Origin of the sequence: Micromonospora sp. WMMD734 (assembly GCF_049178975.1) — a bacterium.
Taxonomy (GTDB): domain Bacteria; phylum Actinomycetota; class Actinomycetes; order Mycobacteriales; family Micromonosporaceae; genus Micromonospora; species Micromonospora wenchangensis.
In genome coordinates this window covers 2,467,150-2,491,008 of sequence record NZ_JBMHMK010000001.1, presented here as the reverse complement: position 1 = coordinate 2,491,008, position 23,859 = coordinate 2,467,150, and the positions used below count along the sequence as shown (strand labels likewise).

General features: G+C 73.8%; 20 protein-coding genes and 1 pseudogene. 14 read left to right on the top strand and 7 right to left on the bottom strand.

Annotated features, from left to right (window positions below):
- Window positions 1–71 precede the first annotated feature (71 nt).
- Window positions 72–1,109, bottom strand: coding sequence for a sigma-70 family RNA polymerase sigma factor (locus ACN267_RS10510; protein ID WP_421488529.1), 1,038 nt, complete (start codon window positions 1,107–1,109; stop codon window positions 72–74).
- A 74-nt stretch (window positions 1,110–1,183) separates the two neighbouring features.
- On the opposite strand from ACN267_RS10510, the gene ACN267_RS10505 reads away from it, so the two are divergent.
- From ACN267_RS10505 to ACN267_RS10455, 11 genes are all read left to right on the top strand, one after another.
- Window positions 1,184–2,014 (top strand): alpha/beta fold hydrolase, encoded by an 831-nt coding sequence (locus ACN267_RS10505; protein ID WP_281898056.1) that lies wholly within the window; start codon window positions 1,184–1,186, stop codon window positions 2,012–2,014.
- Window positions 2,015–2,415: 401 nt separating this feature from the next.
- Complete coding sequence (locus ACN267_RS10500) at window positions 2,416–2,955, top strand: flavin reductase family protein (protein WP_204960240.1); 540 nt, start codon at window positions 2,416–2,418, stop codon at window positions 2,953–2,955.
- 371 nt (window positions 2,956–3,326) lie between these two features.
- The gene (locus ACN267_RS10495) at window positions 3,327–4,958 is read left to right on the top strand and encodes an ABC transporter substrate-binding protein (protein ID WP_421488528.1); all 1,632 of its coding nucleotides are present in this window, start codon (window positions 3,327–3,329) and stop codon (window positions 4,956–4,958) included.
- The gene (locus ACN267_RS10490) at window positions 4,955–5,884 is read left to right on the top strand and encodes an ABC transporter permease (protein WP_421488527.1); all 930 of its coding nucleotides are present in this window, start codon (window positions 4,955–4,957) and stop codon (window positions 5,882–5,884) included. Before ACN267_RS10495 ends, ACN267_RS10490 begins: the two co-directional genes overlap by 4 nt.
- A gap of 2 nt (window positions 5,885–5,886) precedes the next feature.
- Window positions 5,887–6,780, top strand: coding sequence for an ABC transporter permease (locus tag ACN267_RS10485; protein WP_421488526.1), 894 nt, complete (start codon window positions 5,887–5,889; stop codon window positions 6,778–6,780).
- Window positions 6,780–8,414 carry a dipeptide ABC transporter ATP-binding protein gene (locus tag ACN267_RS10480; protein WP_421488525.1) on the top strand — a complete coding sequence of 545 codons (1,635 nt, stop codon included), beginning with the start codon at window positions 6,780–6,782 and terminating at the stop codon, window positions 8,412–8,414. Before ACN267_RS10485 ends, ACN267_RS10480 begins: the two co-directional genes overlap by 1 nt.
- Window positions 8,415–8,430: 16 nt before the next feature.
- Window positions 8,431–9,636: an LLM class flavin-dependent oxidoreductase gene (locus ACN267_RS10475; protein ID WP_421488524.1), complete on the top strand. Its 1,206-nt coding sequence runs from the start codon at window positions 8,431–8,433 to the stop codon at window positions 9,634–9,636.
- Window positions 9,637–9,652: 16 nt separating this feature from the next.
- Entirely contained in the window at window positions 9,653–11,008 is a 1,356-nt protein-coding gene (locus ACN267_RS10470) for an NtaA/DmoA family FMN-dependent monooxygenase (protein WP_421488523.1), read from the top strand.
- Complete coding sequence (locus ACN267_RS10465) at window positions 11,005–11,526, top strand: GNAT family N-acetyltransferase (protein WP_204960234.1); 522 nt, start codon at window positions 11,005–11,007, stop codon at window positions 11,524–11,526. The genes ACN267_RS10470 and ACN267_RS10465 overlap by 4 nt, the downstream gene beginning before the upstream one ends.
- On the top strand, window positions 11,523–12,590 hold the full coding sequence (locus ACN267_RS10460; RefSeq protein WP_204960233.1) for an LLM class flavin-dependent oxidoreductase: 1,068 nt from the start codon (window positions 11,523–11,525) through the stop codon (window positions 12,588–12,590). The genes ACN267_RS10465 and ACN267_RS10460 overlap by 4 nt, the downstream gene beginning before the upstream one ends.
- 18 nt (window positions 12,591–12,608) lie before the next feature.
- Window positions 12,609–13,757, top strand: coding sequence for an LLM class flavin-dependent oxidoreductase (locus tag ACN267_RS10455; RefSeq protein WP_421488522.1), 1,149 nt, complete (start codon window positions 12,609–12,611; stop codon window positions 13,755–13,757).
- A 67-nt stretch (window positions 13,758–13,824) separates the two neighbouring features.
- On the opposite strand, the gene ACN267_RS10450 is transcribed toward ACN267_RS10455, so the two are convergent.
- A complete protein-coding gene (locus tag ACN267_RS10450) occupies window positions 13,825–14,391 on the bottom strand; it encodes a hypothetical protein (RefSeq protein ID WP_281898043.1) in 567 nt (188 codons plus the stop codon).
- 169 nt (window positions 14,392–14,560) lie between these two features.
- Between ACN267_RS10450 and ACN267_RS10445 the strand changes: the two are divergent.
- From ACN267_RS10445 to ACN267_RS10435, 3 genes and pseudogenes are all read left to right on the top strand, one after another.
- Window positions 14,561–15,628, top strand: a pseudogene (locus ACN267_RS10445) (PQQ-dependent sugar dehydrogenase); the annotation flags it as partial.
- Window positions 15,620–16,099: a cellulose binding domain-containing protein gene (locus ACN267_RS10440; protein ID WP_421490408.1), complete on the top strand. Its 480-nt coding sequence runs from the start codon at window positions 15,620–15,622 to the stop codon at window positions 16,097–16,099. The pseudogene ACN267_RS10445 and the gene ACN267_RS10440, both read left to right, overlap by 9 nt.
- Window positions 16,100–16,220: 121 nt before the next feature.
- Complete coding sequence (locus tag ACN267_RS10435; protein ID WP_281898041.1) at window positions 16,221–17,924, top strand: hypothetical protein; 1,704 nt, start codon at window positions 16,221–16,223, stop codon at window positions 17,922–17,924.
- Window positions 17,925–17,941: 17 nt separating this feature from the next.
- Here ACN267_RS10435 and ACN267_RS10430 read toward each other — a convergent pair whose 3' ends face one another.
- Genes ACN267_RS10430 through ACN267_RS10410 form a run of 5 tightly spaced genes read right to left on the bottom strand, consistent with a single transcriptional unit; the run spans window position 17,942 to window position 23,658 of the window.
- Window positions 17,942–19,357, bottom strand: coding sequence for a DUF6297 family protein (locus ACN267_RS10430; RefSeq protein ID WP_421488521.1), 1,416 nt, complete (start codon window positions 19,355–19,357; stop codon window positions 17,942–17,944).
- 1 nt (window position 19,358) lies between these two features.
- Window positions 19,359–19,976, bottom strand: coding sequence for an ABC transporter ATP-binding protein (locus tag ACN267_RS10425; protein WP_421488520.1), 618 nt, complete (start codon window positions 19,974–19,976; stop codon window positions 19,359–19,361).
- Between the two features lie 60 nt (window positions 19,977–20,036).
- The gene (locus ACN267_RS10420) at window positions 20,037–20,960 is read right to left on the bottom strand and encodes a carbohydrate ABC transporter permease (protein ID WP_421488519.1); all 924 of its coding nucleotides are present in this window, start codon (window positions 20,958–20,960) and stop codon (window positions 20,037–20,039) included.
- Window positions 20,957–21,982, bottom strand: a complete 1,026-nt coding sequence (locus ACN267_RS10415; protein WP_204960226.1) for an ABC transporter permease — start codon at window positions 21,980–21,982, stop codon at window positions 20,957–20,959. The genes ACN267_RS10420 and ACN267_RS10415 overlap by 4 nt, the downstream gene beginning before the upstream one ends.
- The gene (locus ACN267_RS10410) at window positions 21,979–23,658 is read right to left on the bottom strand and encodes an extracellular solute-binding protein (protein ID WP_421488518.1); all 1,680 of its coding nucleotides are present in this window, start codon (window positions 23,656–23,658) and stop codon (window positions 21,979–21,981) included. The genes ACN267_RS10415 and ACN267_RS10410 overlap by 4 nt, the downstream gene beginning before the upstream one ends.
- Window positions 23,659–23,859: the final 201 nt, after the last annotated feature.

Here is a 23,859-nt window from a genome sequence, read left to right as displayed (position 1 = left end):
GGCGGACGTGCCGCACGCCCATCGGGTGGCGCGGGCTTTTCGGCCGGCCGGGCTCAGCGGGTGGCGCGGGCTCAGCGGGTGGCCGGCAGGCCGAACGTCCGGAACAGCGTGCCGTCCAGGAACGACACGAGCTGGGCGATCCGGCCGTCGCGCACCGTCAGCACCGTGATCGACCACGGCAGGTACGGGCCGGAGTCGCCCGCGCGCAGGTAGTTGGCCACCGCCGGCTGGCCGTTGGCCGCCACCGGCACGTGCCGCCACCTGCCACAACTGCCCAACGGCATCGCCCGCGCGAAGTCCAGCACCGCGGCGCGGCCGGCGTACCAGTTCGGCAGGGGTGGCATCGACCAGGTGACGTCCTCGGTGAGCAGGGCCACCAGGGCATCGGCGTCGCCGTTCTCCAGCGCGGCGGCATAGCCGGCGGCGACCGCGCGCAGCCGGGCGTCGCCGAGCGTGCGCAGGGTCTGCTGCTGGCTGCGGGCCGGCACCCGCTCGGCGACGACCCGGCGGGCCCGCGCCAGCGCCGAGTTGACCGAGCCGGTGGAGGTGCCCATCATGGCGGCGATCTCGGCGGCGGTGAAGCCGAGCACGTCGAACAGCAGCAGCGCGGCGCGCTGGTTGCCGGGCAGGTGTTGCAGCGCGGTGACGAACGCCAGCTCGACGGCCTCGCGCTGCTCGTAGCGGGCCTCCGGGGCGGCGGGGCCGGAGGCCAGGGCGGCGTCGGGGTAGGGACCGAGCCACCGTACGTGGTCGGCGGCGACGCTGCCCGGCACGGCGTGCTCGCTGGCCGGCCCCAGGTCGACGGGCAACGCCCGCCGCCCCCGGCCGGTGGCCAGGTCCAGGCAGGTGCGGGTGGCGACGGTGTAGAGCCAGGTCCGCAGGGAGCTGCGCCCCTCGAACCGGGGCAGCGAGCGCCAGGCCCGCAGCAGGGCCTCCTGCAGCGCGTCGTCGGCGTCGTGCGGGGAACCGAGCATCCGGTAGCAGTGCGCGTGCAGTTCCGGCCGCAACGGCGCGACCAGCGCGGTGAACGCGGCGTCGTCCCCGCCCCGGGCCCGGGTCAGCGTCGCGGCATGGTCGTCGGCCGTGATCTCGGCAAGAATCCTGCTCACGACCGACGATTCTGCCCCACGCTGGGAGTCTGCATCGGGTAGGAGCCGCACGTCACGACCCGGAGGACCCGACCATGAGTAGTTCCACGACCGTTCCGGTGACCACCGCCACCCTGGCCGTCCCCGACGGGACCCTGCACTTCGAGGTACGCGGCCAGGGTCCCCTGGTAGCGCTGGTCGCCGCCCCGATGGACGCCCGTGCGTTCGCCCCGCTGGCCGACCTGCTCGCCACCGACCACACCGTGCTCACCACCGACCCGCGCGGTATCCGCCGCAGCCGGCTGCACGACCCGCAGCAGGACTCCACGCCCGAACTGCGCGCCGACGACCTGGCCCGGCTGCTGGCCCACCTCGACGCCGGCCCGGCGACGGTGCTCGGGTCCAGCGGCGGCGCGGTCACCGTGCTGGCGCTCGCCCAGGGGCACCCGCAGGTGGCGCACACCGTGATCGCCCACGAGCCGCCGCTGGTGCTGCTGCTCGACGACCGCGACGAACTCCTGGCCCGGGAGGACGACATGATCGCCACCTACCGACGGGGGGACCGGCTGGGCGCCTGGCGGAAGTTCCTCGCCACCGCCAATATCGTCATGCCCGAGGAGATGGTCCAGGGCATGTTCGGCCACGAGCCGGACCCGCAGGACGCCGCCGACGAGCGCTACCAGTACCTGCACACGCTGCGCGGCACGACCCGCTACCAGCCGGACGTCACCGCCCTGCGCGCCGGCCCGACCCGGGTGCTGGTCGGCCTCGGTGAGGAGTCGGCCGGAGAGCTGTGCGACCGCAGCTCCCGTGCGCTGGCCGCCGCGCTGGGCGTGCCGCCCACCATGTTCCCCGGCGGGCACATCGGCTTCACCGACGACCCGGCCGGCTTCGCCGTCCGGCTGCGGGAGGTCATCGCCGGGTGACGGTGGGGTGACGGCGGGCGGCCGGGGTGGTCCGGGTAGGGGGACGGTCGCGGTGGCGGCGACCGATGCGCGACAGCCGGCGGAGCACGGGCGTTCCGCCGGTCCTGACCCCGGGGTCAGTGGGGGAGGAGCCCACGTGGGACGGGGGCTTGAAATCCTATCGATTCGATAGGAAACTGGTCCGGTGCTGCTCGTCCGGCTGTTCACCTCCCGCCGGGTCGTCGACCTGATGCGGGTCGCCGCCCAGCGGTGTCCCGGGCCGTCCCCCGCCGCCTGACCCGCTGCGGTCGCCGCATCGCGGTGCCGACCGCCGTCGCCGCCGGCAGGGACGATTCCGTAGGCCCGCGCGGCGTCCGCCGTGCCGCCGTGACCCTTCGACCCCCGTGCGGGAGGCCCCTGCGATGACCGACTCCGACCATCGTCCACCGCCGGTCGAGGCCGACGCCGACACCCTACGTACGCTGCTGCGCCACCAGGCCAGCACGGTCGTGGTGGTCACCGCCCCCGGTGCCCCGGCGGTCGGCTTCACCGCGACCTCGTTCACCTCGGTGTCGCTGGCCCCGCCGATCGTCTCGTTCTGCCTGAACCTCGGGGCGTCGAGCTGGCCCACGGTGGCCCGCAGCCGGCACGTGGCGGTGCACCTGCTCGCCCACCACCAGCAGGACCTGGCGCGTACGTTCGCGACCAGCGGCATCGACCGGTTCGCCGCGCCGACCCGGTGGCAGGCCGGGCCGGAGGGGGTGCCGATCCTCGACGACACCCTGGCCTGGCTGCTCTGCCGGGTGGTCGAGCGGGTGCCGGTCGGCGACCACGCGATCGTGCTCGCCGAGCCGGAGCTGATCCGGCACGCCGACGTGGGGTCGCCGTTGCTCTACCACCGGGGCCGCTACACCGGCCTGGCCGGCGGCCCGGAGGGCGTCACCCGCCGTCCCGCCGCCTGACGGACGCAATCTATGTAAATTCTATAGCCTTAGTAGGTATTGCGTCAACGGATCGACACCCCTCGGTGCGCTAGCCGACATCCGTCCCGTGTTCCGTTGACACCTCCGGCACCCCGAGGTGGACTCGACCCATGTCCAGCGAGCTGCGGCTGACGATCCGCGGCCACATCGACTTCGGTCGGGTGTGGTCGAGTTCCTGTCTGGCCTGACCCGGCACCCACACCCGGACCCGACGCGCCACCCCGGTCCGTCGAGGTGGGGCTCACCGCCGAGCTGACCGCCGCACCCTTCCCGACACCGCACCGGCCCGCGCCCCGCGCCCGGCCGGGTGTCGGCGTACCCGATCGCCTGCCTGGACAGGAGAACCCGCCATGCCCGTCCGCCCCCTGCGGACCTTCGCCGTCGCCGCCGTGCTCGCCCTCGCCGGCTGCGCCACCGCCACCACCCCGGCCGCCGAGGCCGCCGGGCGACCCCGCCCCGGCGGCGCGCTCACCTGGGCCGTCGAGACCGAACCGATCACCCTCAACCCGCACCAGTACGCGCAGGCCAAGGCCCGCCTGCTGGTCTGGAACAGCTTCGAGTCACTGCTCACCTACGATGCGCAGGGCCGACCCGTGCCCTGGCTGGCGACCGGCTGGCAGATCACCCCCGACGGCCTGACCTACACCCTCCCGCTGCGCACCGGAGTGACCTTCACCGACGGCACCCCGTTCGACGCCGCCGCCGTCAAGGCCAACCTCGACAAACTCCGCGAACCCGGGTACGCCCCCGCCGTCGCCGCCGTGCAACTGCGCCACCTCAAGGCCGTCGAGGTCGTCGACCCGCACACCGTACGGCTCACCCTGACCGCCCCCGACGTGCTCATCCTCGACTTCCTCGCCTCCCCGCAGGGCGCCCAGGTGTCCCCGAGGTCGCTGCGGGAGGCCAGGAACCTCAAGGCCGGCGGCGTCGACGTCGTCGGCACCGGACCGTTCGTGCTCGACCGCTACGTCCCTGGTCAGGAACTGCACTACCGGCGCAACCCCGGCTACGACTGGGCCCCGCCCACCGCCACCCACACCGGCCCCGCCCACCTCGACGAGATCACCTACCGGTTCCTCAAAGAGTCCGCGGTCCGGGTCGGTGCCCTCACCGCACAGCAGGTGCAGCTCATCGAGGGGGTGCCCGCCACCGACCAGCCACTGATCACCGGCAACCCGCGGCTGCGGCTGACCCGCGAGCTGAACTCCGGCTCCGCCTACACGTACTACCTCAACGTCTCCCACGCACCGTTCGACGACCTGCGGGTCCGGCAGGCGTTCCGGGAGGCCCTCGACGTCGACACCGTGCTGGCCTCGGTCTACCGGGACACCGCGACCCGGGCGTGGAGCGTGGTCAGCCCGTCCAGCCCGCTCTACGACAAGCGGCTGGAGGGCAGCTACGGCGGGGACGCCGCCAAGGCCAACCGCCTGCTCGACCAGGCCGGCTGGACCGGCCGCGACGCCGACGGCTACCGCACCCGCGACGGCCGGCGGCTCACCGTACGGCTGGTGCAGGCCGCCCCGTACGTGCGCGACCGCCGCGACGTGCTCGCCCAGGCCGTGCAGGCGGCGGTGAAACAGAGCGCCGGCATCGACCTGAAGGTCTCCGTGGTCGACCAGGGCACCGCCCAGCAGGCGTTCGACCGCAACGAGTACGAGGTCTTCGACAACTCCCGCGCCGACACCGACGCCGGGGCGGCGCTGAACCTGCTGCTGCACTCCGCCGGCGGCATCAACCGCACCCGGGTCGCCGACCCGCAGCTCGACCGGCTCATGGAGGCCGGGCAGGCCGCCACCGACCCCGCGCGGCGGGCCGAGAGCTACGCCGCCCTGCAACAGCGGGTCGTCGCCGGGCAGGCGCTCGCCCTGCCGCTCTACGCCCCGGCCGACCAGATCGCCGCCAGCACCGCCGTCGGCGGGGTGCGGTTCGAGCCCACCGCCGGGGTGCCGGCCAGCGCGTACGACCTGTGGATCGCGCGGTGAGCCTGCTGCGGGCGGTGGCCCGTCGGGTCGCCGCCGGACTCGTCGTGCTGTGGGCCGCCGCCACCACCGCCTACCTGGCACTGCTGGCCGCGCCCGGGAACACCGTGGACAGCATCGTGGGCGACGGCGCGGACACCCCGCAGATCCGGGCCCAGATCATCACCGAGTGGGGTCTGGACCGGCCGCCGGCCGTGCAGTACCTCGACTACCTGTGGCGGTTGGCCGGGGGTGACCTGGGCCGCTCCTACCTGCTGCAACGCCCGGTCGCCGAGGTCATCGGCGAGCAGCTCGCCCCTACCGCGACGCTCGCCGTCGCCGCCGCCGGCCTCGGGGTGCTGCTGGCCGTGGTGGTGGCGGTCGGCACCACAGGCCGTCGCCGGCGGTGGCCGCGCCGGGTCAGCTCCGCAGCCGAGCTGCTGCTGGTCTCGACCCCGCCGTTCCTCATCGGCATCGTGCTGCTCAGCGTGCTCTCCTTCCGGAACGGGCTGTTCCCCGTCGCCGGCGACCGGGGGCCCGCCGCCCTGGCGCTGCCGGCGCTCACCCTCGCCCTGCCCATCGCCGGCCTGCTCGCCCAGGTGCTCCGCGACGGCCTGGACCGGGCGCTGGACGAGCCGTTCGTGCTGACCGCCCGCGCCCGGGGGACACGGGAACGGACGGTGCTGCTGCGCCACGCCCTGCGGCACGCGCTGCTGCCGGCGGTCACCCTCGCCGGTTGGCTGTTCGGCGTCTTGCTCGGCGGCGCGGTCATCGTCGAGCAGGTGTTCGGCCGCCCCGGCCTCGGCCAGGTCACCCTGAGCGCGGTGACCAGCAAGGACATGCCGGTGGTGCTGGCCGTGGTGACGCTCTCCGCCGCCGTCTACGTGCTGGTCAACACCGCCGCCGACCTGACCTGCCTGCTCGTCGACCCGCGCCTGCGAAGGAGCTGACGATGACCGTCACCCTGGGGCCCACGCCCACCGCCGGCGCGGCGGTCCCGCTCGCCACCGACCCGTCCACCCCCGCCGGCCGACGCCGCACCCGGCCTCGACCCGGCCTGCTCGTCGCCGGGGCGTACCTCGTCCTGCTGGTCGTCGCGGCGGTCCTCCCGGCGCTGCTGGCCCCCGGTGACCCGCTCGCCGCCGACCCGCGCGCCACGCTCGCCGCCCCCGACCCGGCGCACTGGTTCGGCACCGACCAACTCGGCCGGGACGTGTGGACCAGGGTGGTGCACGGCGCGGGGCACTCGCTGACCATCGGCCTCGCCGCGACCGGGATCGCGGTCACCGGCGGGGTGCTGCTCGGGCTGCTCGCCGGACTGGCCCACCGGTTCGCCGACGAGACGCTCAGCCGGTCCTTCGACGCGTTGTCGGCGTTCCCGCTGCTGCTGCTTGCGTTGCTGTTCATCACGGTCACCGGCCCCGGCACCGCCAGCCTGGTCGTCGCCATCGGCATCGCCACCCTCCCGCACCACGCCCGGGTGGTACGCGGGCAGACCCTGCTGGTCCGCCGGGCCGACTACGTCGAACAGGCGGTCAGCTTCGGCCTGTCCCGTCCCCGGCTGGTGTGGCGGCACGTGCTGCCCAACGTGCTCGGCCCGGTGCCGGTGCTCGCCGTGATCGGGCTCGGCGAGGCGGTGCTGGCCGCCGCCGGGCTCAGCTTCCTCGGCCTCGGCCCGCAACCACCGTCGCCGGAGTGGGGCGCGATGCTCTCCGAGGGGCGCAACTACCTCCAGGTGGCCTGGTGGATGACGGTGCTGCCCGGTGCGGCGGTCACCGCGACGGTGGTCGCGCTGACCGTCGTCGGCCGGCACTGGCAGACCCGCTTCGACGGGCGGCGTCCCTGATGGGCCCGCTGCTCGCCGTCGAGGACCTGCACGTCACCTTCGACACGCCGACCGGCCCGGTGGCGGCGGTCCGGGGCATCGACCTCACCGTCGGGGCCGGCGAGTGCGTCGCCCTCGTGGGGGAGTCCGGCTCGGGCAAGAGCGTCACCGCCCGTGCCCTGGTCGGCCTGGCCGGCGTCGACGCCCGGGTCCGCGCCGACCGGCTCGACCTCGCCGGCCGGGACGTGCGGGGCTACCGGCCACGGGACTGGCGACGGGTGCGCGGACGGCTCGCCGGGCTGGTGGTGCAGGACGCGCTGGTCTCCCTCGACCCGCTGCGCACCGTCGGTGCGGAGATCGGCGAGGTGCTCGCCGCGCACGACATCGTCGGCCGACGGGAACGCGCCGGCCGGGTCACCCACCTGCTCGACCAGGTACACGTGCCCGAACCCGCCCGGCGGGCCCGACAGTACCCGCACCAGCTCTCCGGCGGGTTGCGGCAGCGGGCGCTGATCGCCTCGGCGATCGCCGGGGAACCCGTGCTGCTCGTCGCCGACGAACCGACCACCGCGCTGGACGTCACCGTGCAGGCGCAGATCCTGCGGCTGCTCGCCGAACGCCGGGCCACCGGGGTCGGTCTGCTGCTGATCAGCCACGACCTGGCGGTGGTCGCCCAGGTGGCCGACCGGGTCCTGGTGATGCGGGACGGCCGGATCGTCGAAGAGGGGCCGACCGGCCGGCTGTTGCAGGCGCCGCAGCACCCGTACACCCGGCAGTTGCTCGCGGCGGTGCCGTCGGCCTCGTCCCGGGGACGTCGGCTCAGCGAACCGGCCCGGGTCCGCGACGGTTGCGCGGTGCCGGCACTGGCGCGGACCCCGCTGCCGGCGCGGCCCGCCGTCCGCCCGGACGACACCGTGCTCGACGCGGTCGGCCTGACCCGACGGTACGGCCCGCACACCGTCGTGCGGGACGTGTCGTTCAGCGTGGCCCGGGGCGAGACGCTGGGGCTGGTCGGTGAGTCCGGGTCCGGCAAGAGCACCGTCGCCCGGCTCGTCGCCGGCCTGCTCGCCGCCGACGCCGGCACCGTCACCTTCGAGTCGACCCGGTGGTCCGGGGTGCCGGAGCGGGCCCGCCGGCCGCTGCGCCGCCGACTGCAACTGATCTCCCAGGACCCGCTGGGCTCCTTCGACCCCCGGTACACCGTGGGTCGGCTCGTCGCCGAGAACCTCGACCCCGGGCCGGACCGCACCGACCGGGTGGTCGCCCTGCTGCGCCGGGTCGGCCTCGGCCCGGACCTGCTGCACCGGCACCCCCGGTCGCTGTCCGGCGGGCAACGGCAACGGGTCGCCATCGCCCGCGCCGTCGCCCCCCGGCCCAGCCTGATCATCTGCGACGAACCGGTCTCCGCCCTCGACGTCCGCGTCCAGGCCCAGGTCCTCGACCTGCTGGCCGACCTGCGGGCCGCCGACGGCACCGCCCTGCTGTTCATCTCCCACGACCTGGGCATGGTGCACCACCTCGCCGACCGGGTGCTGGTGCTGCACGACGGCGCGGTGGTCGAGCAGGGCCCCGTCGGCGACGTCTTCAGCTACCCCCGGCACGACCACACCCGGTCCCTGCTCGACGCGCTGCCCACGCTGGTCATCGCCGGCTGACCGAGGAGGAGAACCCATGCCCGAACCCACCCTGCACCTGGCCGTCGCCCTCGACGGCCTCGGCTGGCATCCCGCCGCCTGGCGGCTGTCCCACGCCGACCCGGCGGCACCGCTGTTCCCCCGCTGGTGGGCCGCCCTGGTCGCGCAGGCCGAACAGGCCGCGCTGGACCTGGTCACCATCGAGGACTCGCTGGACCTCCAGTCGTCCCTGCCCGACGGGCCGGACGGCCGGGTCGACCAGCTCCGGGGCCGGCTCGACGCGCTGCTGGTCGCGGCCCGGATCGCCCCGCTGACCCGGCACATCGGGCTGGTCCCGACCACCAGCGTCACGCACACCGAGCCGTTCCACGTTTCGACCGCGGTGGCCACCCTCGACCACGTCAGCGGCGGCCGGGCCGGCTGGCGGCCCCGGATCTCCGCCCACCGGGCCGAGGCCGGGCACTTCGGTCGGCGGGAGCTGCCGCCGGACCCGACCCGACTGGCCGAACCCGAGCGGGCACGACTCGTCGGTGACCTGTTCGCCGAGGCCGCCGACGCCGTCGAGGTGGTCCGCCGCCTCTGGGACAGCTGGCAGGACGACGCGGAGATCCGGGACGCCCCGACCGGCCGGTTCATCGACCGGGACCGGCTGCACTACACCGACTTCACCGGCCGGTGGTTCTCGGTCAAGGGCCCGTCGATCGTTCCCCGGCCACCGCAGGGGCAACCGGTGGTCGCCGTGCTGGCCCACGCGACGGTGCCGTACACGTTCGCCGCCCGGCACGCCGACGTCGTGGTCGTCACCCCCACCGACGCCGCGCACGCCGAGACCGTCGTCGCCGAGGTCCGGGCCGTCGAGGAGACCATCGGCCGCGGCGGGCCGCCCCTGCGGATCCTCGCCGACCTGCAGGTGCTGCTCGACGACACCCCGGCGGCGGCCCGACGGCGTCGGGACCGGCTGGACGAGCTGCACGGGACGGCGCACACCTGTGACGCGGCCACCTTCACCGGCAGCCCCGCGCAGCTCGCCGACCTGCTCGCCGCGTGGCGGCGGGCCGGGGTGGACGGGTTCCGGCTGCGTCCCGCCGTGCTGCCCGACGACCTGACCATGATCACCCGGGCGGTGGTGCCCGCGCTGCGGGACCGGGGCCTGTTCCGCGCCGGCTACCCCGGTGGCACGCTGCGCGACCTGCTCGGGCTGCCCCGCCCGGCCAACCGGTACGCCGTCGCGGGCCCCCGCTGACCCCCGGAGAGGACCCATGCCCAAGCAGATCATCCTGGCCGCGCACTTCCCCGGCGTGAACAACACCACCGTGTGGAGCGACCCGGCCTCCGGCAGCCACATCGACTTCGCTTCCTTCGTCCACCTGGCCCGCACCGCCGAACGCGGCCGGTTCGACTTCTTCTTCCTGGCCGAGGGCCTGCGGCTGCGGGAACAACGCGGCCGGATCCACGACCTGGACGTGGTGGGCCGGCCGGACACCCTCACCGTGCTGGCCGCGCTCGCCGCCGTCACCACCCACCTGGGGCTGGCCGGCACCCTGAACACCACCTTCCGGGAGCCGTACGAGCTGGCCCGGCAGCTGGCCACCCTGGACCACCTCAGCGTCGGGCGGGCCGCCTGGAACGTGGTCACCACCTCCGACGCGTTCACCGGGGAGAACTTCCGCCGGGGCGGCTACCTCGACCGGTCGCTGCGCTACGAGCGGGCCGCCGAGTTCGTCCGGGTCGCCCGCCGGCTGTGGGAGTCGTGGCCGGCGGACGCCGTCGTCGGTGACCGCGCCACCGGCAGGTACGTCCGTGGGGCCGACCCGGGGGTCTTCGCCCACCACGGCGACCAGTTCGACATCGCCGGGCACTTCACCGTGCCGCGCAGCCCGCAACTGCACCCGGTGATCCTGCAGGCCGGCGACTCGCCCGAGGGCCGGGAGTTCGCCGCGTCCAGCGCCGACGCCATCTTCTCCCGGCACGGCACCCTGGCCGAGGGGCGGGAGTTCTACCGGGACGTCAAGGCCCGGCTGTCCCGGTACGGCCGCACCCCGGACGACCTGAAGATCATTCCCGGGGCGACCTTCGTGCTCGGCGACACCGACGCCGCGGCGCAGGAACGGGCCCACCACATCCGTCGCCAGCAGGTCAGCCCGCAGACCGCGATCCTGCTGCTGGAGCAGCTGTGGAACCGGGACCTGTCCGGCTACGACCCGGACGGCCCGCTGCCGGCGGAGGACCCCGACGTCGACGCCGTCACGATCAGCCGGGGCCGCGCCGGCATGTACCCGGACCCGGTCGGCACCGCCCGGCGCTGGCGGGCGCTGGCGGGGGAGAAGGGGCTCGGGATCCGTGACCTGGTCATCGAGGTCACCGGCCGGCAGTCGTTCGTCGGCACCCCGCAGCGGGTCGCCGAGCAGATGGACCACTTCGTGCAGTCCGACGCCGCCGACGGGTTCATCCTGGTGCCGCACCTGACCCCGGGCGGGCTCGACGAGTTCGTCGACCGGGTCGTCCCGCTGCTGCAGGAACGTGGCGTGTTCCGCACCGAGTACACCGGCACCACCCTGCGGGAGCATCTCGGCCTGCGGGCCGCCCGCCCGGTCACCCGGGTCGGTGCGGCGTGACCGCCGCGCAGGCGACTCCGGTCACCGTCTGCCGGCTGCGCCCGGACGACCCGGACGCGGTGGCCCTGCGGGCCGCGATGACCGGGGAGCTGCGCCAGCGGTACGCCGACCGCCCGTACGACCCGATCCACCTGCCCCCGGAACGGGTGTTCGCGCCGGGCTCGGTGGCCTGGACGGGGGTGGCCTACACCGCCGACGCCACCCCGGTCGGGCACGCCGCGCTGCGCTGGCACGGCTGCGACCTGGAACTCAAACGGATGTACGTGGCACCCGCCCACCGGGGGCGGGGCATCGCCGATCAGCTCCTGGACGCCGCCCGGGAGGCGGCCGGGCAGCTCGGCGCGGGCCGGATCGTCCTGCAGACAGGTGACCGTCAGCCCGACGCGGTCCGCCGCTACGAACGCGCCGGCTACCGGCCGATCGCGGTCTTCCCGCCGTACGATGCGTTGCCCTACTCCCGGTGCTTCGCGCTGGTGATCCAGCCCGGCACCCGACGGAAGGCTCCGGTCCCGGCATGAAGGTCCTGCTGGTCACGCTGATCACCCACCTGCCCGACCCGGTCACCGGGCGACTGCGGAGCACCACCGGACGGTTCCGGGAGGTGGTCGACACCGCCGTGCTCGCCGAGGAACTCGGGTTCGACGGCTTCGGCGTCGGCGAACGCCACGAACGCCCCTTCATCTCCTCCGCGCCGCCGGTGGTGCTCAGCCACATCGCGGCCCGGACCCGCACCATCCGGCTGTTCACCGCGGTCACCACGCTGAGCCTGCTGGACCCGGTCCGCGCCTACGAGGACTACGCCACCCTCGACCACCTCTCCGACGGCCGGCTGGAACTGATCATCGGCAAGGGCAACGGCGCCGTCCAGGCCCGACTCTTCGGCGTCACCGCCGAGGACCAGTGGGACCGCAGCCGGGAGGGCTACGAGCTGTTCCGCCGGCTCTGGCGGGAGGAGCGGGTCACCTGGTCGGGCCGGTACCGGCCGGCGCTGACCGAGGCCGAGACCTGGCCCCGCCCGCTGCAGGAGACCATCCGGATCTGGCACGGCAGCGCCACCAGCCGGGACTCGGTCGACCTGGCCGCCCGCCACGGCGACCCGATCTTCTCCGCCAACGTCGTCAACCCGATCGAGCCGTACGCGGAGCAGGTCCGGTACTACCGGCAACGGTGGGTGCACCACGGCCACGACCCGGCGGACGCCCTCGTCGGGGCCGGCACCGCCGGCTTCTACGCCGCCCGCACCTCACAGGAGGCGGTCGAGACGTACCGGCCGATCTTCGACGCCCGGGTCGCCGCGTCCCGCCGGCTCGGCGTGGAGCCGGTCTTCCCCACCATCGAGGACGCCGTGGCCCGCAGCTCCCTGCTGGTGGGCAGCCCGCAGCAGATCGTCGACAAGGTGTTGCGCCAGCACGGGCAGCTCGGCCACGAGGTGATGCACCTGCGGGCCGACCAGGACGGGCTGACCGCCGAGGCACACCGGCGGAGCCTGGAGCTGTTCCAGGCGGAGGTGGCACCCGTGCTGCGCCGGGAGATCCCCAGCCGTCCCTTCCGTCCGCCGGCGTCTGCCGCCGAGCCGCTCTGAGCAGAAACGGGGTCACCCATGCCATCGACCGCGCTGTCCGTGCTCGACCTGTCGCCGGTGCCCGCCGGTGGCACCGTCGCCGACGCGCTGCGGCACACCGTCGACCTGGCCCGCCAGGTCGAGCAGTTCGGCTACCGCCGCTACTGGGTGGCCGAACACCACCTGGCCGCCGGGGTGGCCAGCGCCGCGCCGGCCGTGCTGATCGGGCAGGTCGCCGCAGCCACCAGCGTGCTGCGGGTCGGCTCCGGCGCGCTGCTGGTGGGGCACCGTACCGCCCTGTCGGTGGTGGAGGAGTTCGGCACCCTCGCCACCCTCCACCCGGGCCGCATCGACCTCGGCATCGGCCGGTCCGGACCGCCCCGCGCGGACGCCGCCCGGGAACCCGCCGCGTCCGTCGCACCGCCGGCCGGGGCCCGGGTGGTCGACGGGCTGCTGATCCCCGCCCCGTTCTCCTACGCCCACCTCGCCGCCGCACCCCGGTACGCGCTCGCCACCGCGCTGCTGCACCAGGCCGGCGCGCGACCGCCCGGGTTCGCCGGGCAGCTCGACGACATCCTCGCGCTGCTGCGCGGCGACTACCGGGACGCCGACGGTCTCGACGCGCACGCCGTACCGGGGGAGGGGGTGGACCTGCAGGTGTGGCTGCTGGGCAGCAGCGGCGGGGAGAGCGCCCGACTCGCCGGGGCGCGGGGCCTGCCGTTCGCCGCCAACTACCACGTCAGCCCCGCGACGGTGCTCGACGCGGTCACCGCGTACCGGGCGGCGTTCCGGCCGTCGGCGGTGCTGGCGAAGCCCTACCTGGTGGTCTCCGCCGACGTGGTCGTCGCCGACACCGACGCCGAGGCGCGTCGGCTGGCCACCCCGTACGGGCACTGGGTGCACAGCATCCGCAGCGGTGTGGGCGCGATCCCGTACCCGAGCCCCGAGCAGGCCGCCGCCCTGCCGTGGACCGACGCCGACCGGCAGCTCGTCGCCGACCGGCTGGACACCAGGTTCGTCGGCGCGCCGGACACGGTCGCCGAGCGGCTGCGCACCCTGCGGGACGTCACCGACGCCGACGAACTGCTGGTCACCACGATCACCCACGACCATGCCGACCGGGTGCGGTCCTACCAGCTGCTGGCCAAGGAGTGGGCCCAGTCCGGCGACACCGGTCGGGCCCGCTAGCGGGCGGCGTGCCCACCCCGGCCCGGCCGGCGTCACGGATCGGGGGTGTCGGGGGCGGGGTGGCGCGTCACGGCATCGTGCTGAGCAGCCCGACCTCGGGGCGCAGGACGCCGTCCTGGCCCAGCGACCGGAAGTCGGCCTCGACGGCGGCCCGCTCCAGCCGGCCCGCCCGCACCGCGTGGTAACGCACGACCGACCAGAGGAAGACGTCGAGGGTGTCGAAACGGGTGCCGCCCTCGACGACCTCCTCCTCGTGGAACCAGAGGCCGACCTGCCCGGTGGCGAGGACCACGTGCAGGTTGCCGCCGCCGTCGGCGCCGATCGAGTAGACGTCGTCGTCGGTGAGCGTCGGCCGGTAGTCGGCGTCGAGGAGCCGGCAGTCGTTCCCGGCGAAGTCGAAGCCGTAGGACCAGTCGTGGATGTCGAGGAACCGGGGCATCCGCCCGGACCGGACGCGGCGGTCGAACGCCGCCAACGCCGAGGCGGCCGGCGGTGGCAGCCGGTCGAGCATCGGCGTCACCGGCCGGGTCGAGTCGGGCACGACGACCGGTGGGCGGTCGGCGAACCAGCGGGCGAGATCGGCGTCGAGGTCACGCTCGACGTAACCGGTCAGGTCGTCAGGGGTGAGGGTCACCGGCGGATGCTAGCCGCCGCCCCCGACAGGCCCGCCGTACCGGTAGGCGTCGGCGGGAGGGCCGCCGCCGGCGTCGGTTTCGTCCAGCGCTGCGTCTTTCACCGAGGTCGGGCTATATTGACGCAAGTCACTTAATGTCTGGGAGGTGCCCGACGTGAGAGTCCGTTCGATGGTGGCGGCAGCGGTCGCGGCGGGGCTCGCGGCCACCGGCGTCGGCACCGCGACGCTCGCCGGGGCTGCCCCGGTCGGCCCGGCCCCGGCCGCCACGACCCTGGCCCTCGGCGACTTCGACTTCACCCGTCCGCAGGTCGTGGCCACCGGCCTGACCGTACCCTGGGGGATGGACTTCCTGCCCGACGGCAGCGCCCTGACGGCCCTGCGCAACTCCGGCCAGGTGCTGCGGGTCCGCCCCGGGCAGGCCCCGGAGCAGGTGGCCCAGATCTCCGGGGTGACCGCGACCGGCGAGGGCGGCCTGCTCGGCCTCGCGGTCTCCCCGGGGTACGCCCAGGACGGCTACGTCTACGTCTACCTCAGCACCGCCACCGACAACCGGATCGTCCGGTTCCGGCTCACCACGCCGCAGACCCAGGAGCCGGTCCTCACCGGCCTGGCCCGGTCCACCATCCACAACGGCGGCCGGATCGCCTTCGGCCCCGACGGGATGCTCTACGCCGGGGTCGGTGACGCGGGGCAGACCGCCAACGCGCAGAACCCGCAGAGCCGCAACGGCAAGATCCTCCGGATGCGGCCGGACGGGTCGGCGCCGTCGGACAACCCCACGGCCGGCTCCCTGGTCTACAGCCTCGGACACCGCAACGTGCAGGGCCTGACCTGGGACGCCCAGGGGCGGCTCTACGCCGCCGAGTTCGGGCAGAACACCTGGGACGAGGTCAACCTCATCGTGCCCGGCGGCAACTACGGCTGGCCGACGGTCGAGGGGCGGGCCAACGACCCCCGGTTCCGGGACCCGCTGCTGGTCTGGACGACCGCGGAGGCGTCCCCGAGCGGCGCTGCGGTCGCCGGCAACCGGCTCTTCGTCGCCGCCCTGCGCGGCACCCGGCTGTGGACCGTGCCGCTGACCGGCACCGGCGGGGTCGGCACCCCGACGGCCGAGCTGACCGGCACCTACGGCCGCCTGCGCACCGTCGAGTACGGGCCGGACGGCTGGCTCTGGGTCACCACCAGCAACCGGGACGGACGCGGCACCCCGGCGGCGACCGACGACCGCATCCTGCGCTTCCCGCCGAAGGACACCACCACCCCGCCGCCGACGACGACCCCGCCGCCGACGACCACGCCCCCGCCCACCACGCCCCCGCCCACCACGCCCCCGCCCACCACGCCCCCGCCCACCACGCCGCCGGTCACCCCGCCGCCGGTCACCCCGCCGCCCGTCTCCTGCCGGGTCGTCTGGCAGCCCAACCAGTGGAACGGCGGGTTCACCGCCGAGGTGTCGATCACCAACCTGGGATTCTCGGTCACCAGTTGGACGTTGACCTGGTCCTTCGCCGCCGACCAGCGGATCACCAACGCCTGGAACGCGCAGGTCACCCAGTCCGGCGTCGCCGTGACCGCCCGTAACGCCGCCTGGAACGGCACCGTGCCGCAGAGCGGCACGGTCAGCTTCGGCGTCCAGGGCACCTCCGGTGCGAGCAACCCGCGCCCGGCCGCGTTCCAGTTCAACGGGGGCACCTGCCTGGTCCAGTGATCCGCGACGGGGCCGGTCCGGGGCACCCCGGACCGGCAGCCGTCCGCCGCGCCACCCGGGCCCGTCCGGGCGACGCGGTCGCGTCGTCGCCGAACGCGCCGGCGTCGGTCGAACCGGGGCAATGTGCCGGATTCGCCGACGCCGGCCGTCGTTCCGGTGGAGCCTTCGAGAGACGCGATCGCGCACGGTACGGCGGAACGGGGTGGTCGTGAACCGAAGGTTCGTCGGGCTGCTGCTGGTGACCAGCCTGGTGCCGATGATCGGGGCCACCGTGCTGGTCGCCCTCGGATTCCGGGCCGCCCAGGGCATCCCCCCGCAGCTCACCGCCCTCTGGCCGTACGACACCTACCACGACCTGCGGTGGCTCTACGTCTACCACCGGTCGTGGTGGGAGTTCGTGCTCTGGCTGACCTACGTGCTGGTCGCCCGGGGCCTGTTCACCACCGGCCTGGTGCTGCTGGCCTGGCCGGTGGGGGTGCCCCGACCCTCACTGGGGTGGCTGCTGCGCCGCAACGTCGTGCTCGGCGTGCTGGTCGGCGGGTTCGTCGCACCCTGGGCGGCGATCTCGGTGGCGGCGTCGGTGGTGGCCCTGTCCTGGGTGCTGCTGGCGTCGCTGCTGCCGATGTTCCTGCTCGCGCCGTTCCTGCAACGGGTGGCCGTGGTGGAGCACTGGTGGCGGGGGCTGCCGTCGATCTCGTTGGTCGGCTGGTCACTGCTGAACTTCGTGGTGCTCACCGTGGCCGGCGCGCTGTGCTGGGTGGTGCCCGGCTGGTGGACGGTGCCGGTGGCCGGGGTGGCGGGGGCGCTCAACGGGGTGCTGTGGAACCGGACCGTCCGGGCGGCGCTGCTGCGCTCGCGGCTACGGTGGGCCCGGGTGCCGGTGACCCCGCTGGCGGCGCTGCTGGCCGTGGCCGTGCCGCTGGTCATCCCGCCGGTGACGGAGCTGGTCCCGGGCAACGAGCAGTGGATCAGGACGGCGGTGCTGGAACGACCGCTGCCCGCCGCGGTCACCCACGCGGTGATCGTGCTCACCGGCTACGGCTCCGAATACGGCGGTGAGCAGCCGTCCGACCCCCGGGTGCAGCGCTTCTCCTACCGGGGGCTCGACCCCGACGGCAGGCCGCTGTCGTACGGGTCGGCGGACACCACCCGGTCGATGGCGGACAGCGTGGCGCTGCTCGCCCGGCAGGTGGAGCTGCTGCACCGGCGTACCGGGCGGCAGGTGGCGCTGATCGGGGAGAGCGAGGGGGCGATGGTGGCCCGGACCTATCTGGCCCGGCGGCACGACCCGGCGGTCGACATCCTGGTCATGTTCAGTCCGTTGATCTACGCCGGCCGGGCCTATTACCCGCCCCCGCACCACGATGAGGGCTGGGGGGTGGTCACCGGCTGGCAACTACGTGCCATCTTCGGTCTCGCCGACGTCGGCGGCGGGCCGGACGAGCCGTTCATCAGGTCGCTGCTCGACGACGCGCCGTTCTACCGCAACCAGCTGATGTGTCCCGTGCCGGGGGTCCGGATCGTCGCCTTCCTGCCCACCGCGACGGCCACCGAGGCGCCGCCGGGGGAGTACAGCCGGATTCCGGTCTACCAGATCCCCGGCGTGCACGGTGGCCTCCTGGACCGCAGCCTGCTCCAGGACCGGTTGATCGACTTCCTGCTCGGTAAACCGATCGCCCACACCCGGGCCGAGTACCCGCTGTTGCAGAGCTTCGCCGCCGCCTGGCAGGCACCGCCGCTGCCGATCGCGGCGAACCCGGCCTGGGCGGGCAACCGGCAACCCGACCCGGCGTTCACCGGCCGGGTCTGCCTGCCGGCCCGCTGAGCGTCCGGCCGCCGCCGTCACCCCGCGAGCAGTTGGACGACCACCAGCACGGCGACCAGGTCCGGGCCGCGCAGCACCTGCCGGACCAGATCGACGGGCACCATCGCGAACGGGGTGTTGACCACCGCTCCGCCGTACCGCATGGGTGGGCGGGTGCCGGCCCAGAAGGCGGCCGTCACGATCCCGAGCAGCAGCACCGCGTCGAGCGGTACGGGGACCGGCCGCAGCGCCGGCAGGGTGGCCAGGTACCACACGGTGGCCCCGAGGCCCGGCACGACGAGGTGCGTCAGCCGCAGCAGGGCGTCGTTGCCGCCGAGGGACCGCCGCAGCCCCGCCGACCGGCTCACCGCGCGCAGCCCACCGGTGAGCCGACAGGTCGCCAGGTACGCCAGGACCAGGTGCGCGGGACCCGCGATCGACGGCAGCGCCACCGCGACGGCGTACATGGTCAGCAGCGCCCCGGCCCAGCCGACGAGGGCGCCCCGACGCCGCGACAACCGGCGTACCTCCGTCTGGAGCAGCACCGCGAACCGGCCGCCGGCCCGCAGGGGCCGGCCGCTTACCAGGCCGATCGCGCGCCACCTGCGGCTCTCCACCAGCGCGGCGAGCAGCGACGGATCCAGCAGCACGGCGGCGGTGGTGGCGGCGTTGGCGAACTGCGCCCCCGTGGTCAGCGCCGCCCGGTCCACCCGGGGCAGCCGCCGGTACGCGCTGACGGTCGACGCCACCGCGACCGGCAGCAACGCCAGGCCGACGGTGGGAGTGAGCGGCACCGGCAGCAGCGGGAGGGACCGTCCGGCGGCGTGCCCGAGCACCACCAGCACCGCGATCGTCGCCCCGGCGGCGGGCAGCCCGACGGCGAGCCGTCGCGCCCAGCGGGGCGTGGGGCGGGCGCTCTGGGCGACCACGGCCCAGCCGGTCGCGGTGGCCCCGCAGCTGACCCCGGCCACCGCCGCCCAGGCCAGGTCGGCGGGGCGGTCGTGGCCGCCGGCGACGGCGGCGGCCACCGCCAGCACACCGCCGCCGACGGTGCCGCCGCCGACCAGGGCACCGAACCGGGGGAGCAGCCACGCCCGCCGGTCCACCGGGGAACTGACCAGCCAGGCCTGTGCGGCCGGGGTGACCAGCAGCGGTCCGGTCAGCCGCAGGCCCCACCAGACGAGCCCGGCCCCCGCCGTGACGGCGGCGACGGCGATCCAGTACCTGTCGCCCGGGTCGGTGCGGGCGACCTGCGGGGCCGTCAGGTGGTCGCGGATCGCGGCGACCGCGAACCAGCCGTACAGGGCGACGAACAGCACCACGACGTAGGCGTCGGTGAGCACCTCGCCGAGCGAACCGGGATGGTGCCGGCGGCGGGCGTCGCGCAGCCGGGCCCGCACCTGCCGGGGCGTGGGCGTGGCCAGCGCGGGCGGAGAGGTCCTGGTCGACGTCACCTCAACCGCCGATCTCGATCCGCCGGTCGGCGACCGCGTCGATCAGGTCGGTGTCGTGTGACGCCATCAGCACCGCCGTGCCGGTCGCCTTCTCCCGCAGCAGCCGCTGCGCCAGCCAGGCCCGGCCCCGGACGTCGAGGCGCTGCTCCGGCTCGTCGAGGACGAGCAGCCGGCGTGGGCGTACGAAGCAGGAGGCGAGGGCGAGGCGGCGGCGCTGCCCGCTGGACAGCGTCGCCGGTAGTTGGTCGCGGGCCGGTTCGAGACCCAGCTCGGCGAGCACCTCCGCGACGGGTCCGGCGGTGCCGCCGTGGGCGTAGGCGAGCAGTTCGAGGTGCTCGACGACGGACAGGTCGGGGAAGAAGTCGATGTCGTCGAGGGCGGCGGCGACCGCCGCCCGGACCCGGGGGTCGGTCTCGTCGCAGCGCCGGCCGTCGAGCAGGACCTCGCCCTCATCCGGGCGGTCCGCCCCGACGACGCAGCGCAGCAGGGTGGTCTTGCCGGCGCCGTTGGGTCCGACGACGACGGCGACCTGACCCGCGTCGAGGTCGAAGCGCACGTCGTCGAGGACGACAAGCGCGCCGAACCGGCGGGTCAGCCCGCGTACGGCAAGGGTGCTCACGACCGCCCACTGTCGCACGCGGGCCGCCATCCCCGCCGACCCGCCCCCGCCCCGGACCGGTCAGCCCTTCACGGCACCGATCAGCACGCCCTTGATGAAGTGGCGCTGGATGAACGGGTACACCGCGACGATCGGGGCGACGGTGAGCACGACCACCGCCATCTTGATGGCCTCGGTCGGCGGCATCGACACTCCGGTGCTGCCGCCGGAGGTGTGCGGGGCCTGACCAGCCAGCAGGTAGCTCTGCAACACCCGCTGGATCGGGTACATGTCGTTGCGGTCGATGAACAGCAGCGCGTCGAACCAGACGTTCCAGTAGCTCACCGCGTAGAACAGGCCCACCACGGCGATGACCGCCCGGGACAGCGGCAGCACGATCTGGCCCAGGGTACGGAAGTGGCTCGCCCCGTCGACCCGGGCGCTGTCCAGCAGTTCCTGCGGGATGGCCTGGAAGAAGCCCCGCACCACGACCAGGTTGAACACGCTGATCGCCGGCGGCAGGATCAGCGCCCAGATGGTGTCCTTGAGGCCCAGCCCGGTCACCACCAGGTACTTCGGCACCAGCGGCGGGTAGACCAGGAACGGGACCAGGAAGTAGATCAGCAGCCAGCGGTAGCCGACCGAACGCGGCTGGGACAGCCCATACGCGGCCAGCACGGTCACCGTCAACGCCAGCGCGCTGCCGATGACGGTGACCAGTGTGCTGATCCACAGCGCCCGGGTGACCGCCCCACCGGCGAAGATCGTCTCGTAGGCCGCGGTGTCGATGCCCCGGGGGATGACGACGATGCCGCCGGCCTCGGCGAGGGTCTCCCGGGAGGACAGGCTGGTCACCAGGATCACCCAGAGCGGGAAGAGCACGCTGAGCACGAGCAGGCCCAGGAAGGCGGCCTTGAGCCCCTGGCCGATCCGGGTCGGTGGCTCCTCCCACACCGGCCGGCGGTTGCGTCCGGTGCGGGCCCGCAGTGCGACGGTCTCGGTCATTTCGAGTAGATCCCCCGTTCGCCGAGCAGGTGGGCGACCCGGTTGGCGGCCAGGATCAGGCCGAGCCCGATCGCGGCCTTGAACAGGCCGGCCGCCGCGCCGTAGCCGTAGTTCCCGGTGGCGATGGAGAAGTGGTAGACGAACGTGTCGAGCACCTCGGCGGCCTGCCGGCCCACCGCGTCGCGTTGCAGCAGGAACTGTTCGAAGCCGACCGAGAGCGCGTCGCCCAGCCGCAGGATGAGCAGCAGCACGATCACCGGGCGTAGACCGGGCAGGGTGATGTGCCACAGCCGCCGCCACCGGCCGGCGCCGTCGGCCGCCGCCGCCTCGTAGAGGCTGGTGTCGATGGTGGACAGCGCGGCGAGGAAGACGATGGTTCCCCAGCCGACGTCCTTCCAGACCGCCTCGGCGGTGACCAGGATGATGAAGGTGTCCGGGTTGGTCATCACGTTCCACGGCTGCATCCCGGCGTCGCGCATGGTCTGCGCCAGCAGTCCGGCGCCGCCGAGCATGGCGACGAAGAAGGTGACCACCAGCACCCAGCTGAAGAAGTGCGGCAGATAGACGACGGTCTGCACGAAGCCGCGCCACCGGCTGGACAGCAGGTTGTGCAGCATGATCGCCAGGAAGATCGGCAGCGGGAAGAAGAAGACCAGTTGGAACGCGGTGATCGCCAGGGTGTTGCGGAACGCCTCCCAGAAGGCCGAGTCCTCGAACAACAGCTGGAACTGCCCGAACCCGATCCAGTTGCTGCGCGCGAACGCCTGCAACGGGTTGTCCCCCAGGTAGGGGTTGTAGTCCTGGAAGGCGATGACGTTGCCCAGGATCGGCAGGTAGCTGAAGACCAGCAGGACGAGGAAGCCGGGCGTTACCATGGCCAGCAGTTGCCAGTCCCGGGCGAGTCGGGTGCGCAGCGGCACCCGCCGCCGACGGGCGGGACGGCGTTCTCGCCCCGCCAGGGTGGGCCCGTCGGGCCGGGTCCGGTCGGACCCGGCCGCGACGGTGGTGTCGCGAGTGGTCATCGCCCGGCCTTGGGTAGCGACTTGGCGAGCAGTTCCCGCGCTTCCTCGCCCCCGTTGGCCTTCCACTCCTGCACGATGGCGTCGATGTCGGACAGTGGCCGGCGACCCCGCAGCATGTCGGTGAACTTGTCCTCGGTGGGCACCTGGTTGGCCTTGTACGCGGCCGGCATCTCCAGCTTCACCCCGTCCCAGGGGTCCTTCTCCAGGAACTTCACCATGTTGTTGGAGTAGTTCAGCAGGTCCGGTACGTAGTTCGGGGTCTCCGGGTACGGGCCGATGGTGGGGTTGCGCCCACTGATGAAGAAGTACTGGTTGGCGATCTCCTTGAACGCCAGGTCGGTCTTGACCGGCCCGTTCGGGGTGCTGGTGTGGTGCTTGCCCGCCACCCCGTAGTCCCGCAGCTGCGCCTCCTGCGAACCCAGCGGCGCGGAGCACCAGTTCATGATCCGCAGCAGTTCCTCGACCCGGTCCTTGCCGAGTCCCTTCCTGACGAAGGTGAAGGAGATCGGCTCGTCGTCGCCCCAGACCAGGGGGTCACCGCCGGTGGCCGAGAAGATCGGCACCGGCTGGATGTTCAGCTTGGGGTTGACCTTCTGGTGCTCGGCCTGGGCGCCCTGCCAGAAGCCCACCCCGTTGCGGGAGAAGACGATCGCGCCGTTCTTGGCGAACAGTTGGACGTTGTCCGCGCCCTTGCTGGCGACGATCTCGGGGTGGACCAGACCGTCCTTGTAGATCTTGGCCATCACCTCCAGGGCCTGCCGGTACTCCGGGGTCTCGTACTTGAACTCCGGGGTCCCGTCGGCCTTCAGCCGCCAGCCCTGCTTGGAGGCCGGCACCTTGTGGTACATCTGGATCATCTCGAAGACGTTGTCGAACGCCCACACCTTCTTGGCCGGGTCGGTGACCTGCTTGGCCACGGTGAGCAGGTCGTCGAGCGACGCCGGCACCGCCAGCCCGCGCGCGTCGAGCAGGTCCTTGCGGGTGAACAACGCCCACGGGAACGGCCCGTCGGTCGGGTTGGGCACGGCCATCAGCCGCTCGTTCCACAGCGAGTTGCGCCAGGCGCCGGTGGGGAACGAGGCCAGCATCGGGTACGCGTTGGCCGCGTCGCCCTTGAGGTAGTCGGTGAGGTCCTCGAAGAGCACCTTGATCGCCTCGGAGAAGCGCGGGATCTTCTGCACCTCCCAACCCGGCACGCAGAGCAGTTCCGGGACGTCCCGCGCGCCGAGCATCGCGTTGAGCTTGTCGGCGTAGGTGTTGCCGTCCTGGATGGTGAAGTTCACCGGCGTGCCCAGCTCGGCGTTGACCGCCTGGAGGTAGGCGTTCTGGGCGATCCCGGGTGGGGCCGGACCCCAGGCCGGGGTCATCGCGGTGATCTCCTTGCCGCTGGTGCCGGGCCGCTCGGTGATCGCGTCGACCAGGGAGGTCGGGTACTTCGTGTAGCCGTCGGGCACCGGTCGGGTGCCGATGATGTCGGGCTTGATGCTCTGGGCGAGGTCCTTCTGCGTCGGCAGCAGGTTGGCGTACGCGTCCAGGTTCTGCGCGGCGCCGGAGCCGGCCGGCTTCTCGGAGCACCCGGCGAGCAGGGGGCCGCCGGCGATGGCGGCCGTGCCGAGGCCGACCAGGCCGAGGAAGTGGCGGCGCGAGGCCTTCGAGCCGGGTTGCTGGGGTCTCATCGGTTCCCCCTCGAAAAGGGCTGGTGGTGGATTCGCAGGTGGAAGTGGAGCTAGTTGGTCTGGATGTTAAACAAACTAATGGACGGCGGGAGATTCCGACAAGAGGCATCGACACCCGCCGTGCCGACCGGCGACCGGCCGCCCGCGCCCGGCGACCGTCGCGCCGGACCGCCCCGGGCGCACCGTGTGGACCGCGTACCT

Bases quoted from the DNA above. Each gene is read 5' to 3' on its own strand.
- ACN267_RS10415 (WP_204960226.1), bottom strand. From the start codon at position 21,982: ATGACCACTCGCGACACCACCGTCGCGGCCGGGTCCGACCGGACCCGG.
- ACN267_RS10420 (WP_421488519.1), bottom strand. From the start codon at position 20,960: ATGACCGAGACCGTCGCACTGCGGGCCCGCACCGGACGCAACCGCCGG.
- ACN267_RS10470 (WP_421488523.1), top strand. From the start codon at position 9,653: ATGCCCAAGCAGATCATCCTGGCCGCGCACTTCCCCGGCGTGAACAAC.
- ACN267_RS10480 (WP_421488525.1), top strand. From the start codon at position 6,780: ATGGGCCCGCTGCTCGCCGTCGAGGACCTGCACGTCACCTTCGACACG.
- ACN267_RS10455 (WP_421488522.1), top strand. From the start codon at position 12,609: ATGCCATCGACCGCGCTGTCCGTGCTCGACCTGTCGCCGGTGCCCGCC.
- ACN267_RS10460 (WP_204960233.1), top strand. From the start codon at position 11,523: ATGAAGGTCCTGCTGGTCACGCTGATCACCCACCTGCCCGACCCGGTC.
- ACN267_RS10410 (WP_421488518.1), bottom strand. From the start codon at position 23,658: ATGAGACCCCAGCAACCCGGCTCGAAGGCCTCGCGCCGCCACTTCCTC.
- ACN267_RS10475 (WP_421488524.1), top strand. From the start codon at position 8,431: ATGCCCGAACCCACCCTGCACCTGGCCGTCGCCCTCGACGGCCTCGGC.
- ACN267_RS10435 (WP_281898041.1), top strand. From the start codon at position 16,221: ATGTGCCGGATTCGCCGACGCCGGCCGTCGTTCCGGTGGAGCCTTCGA.
- ACN267_RS10500 (WP_204960240.1), top strand. From the start codon at position 2,416: ATGACCGACTCCGACCATCGTCCACCGCCGGTCGAGGCCGACGCCGAC.
- ACN267_RS10505 (WP_281898056.1), top strand. From the start codon at position 1,184: ATGAGTAGTTCCACGACCGTTCCGGTGACCACCGCCACCCTGGCCGTC.
- ACN267_RS10495 (WP_421488528.1), top strand. From the start codon at position 3,327: ATGCCCGTCCGCCCCCTGCGGACCTTCGCCGTCGCCGCCGTGCTCGCC.
- ACN267_RS10485 (WP_421488526.1), top strand. From the start codon at position 5,887: ATGACCGTCACCCTGGGGCCCACGCCCACCGCCGGCGCGGCGGTCCCG.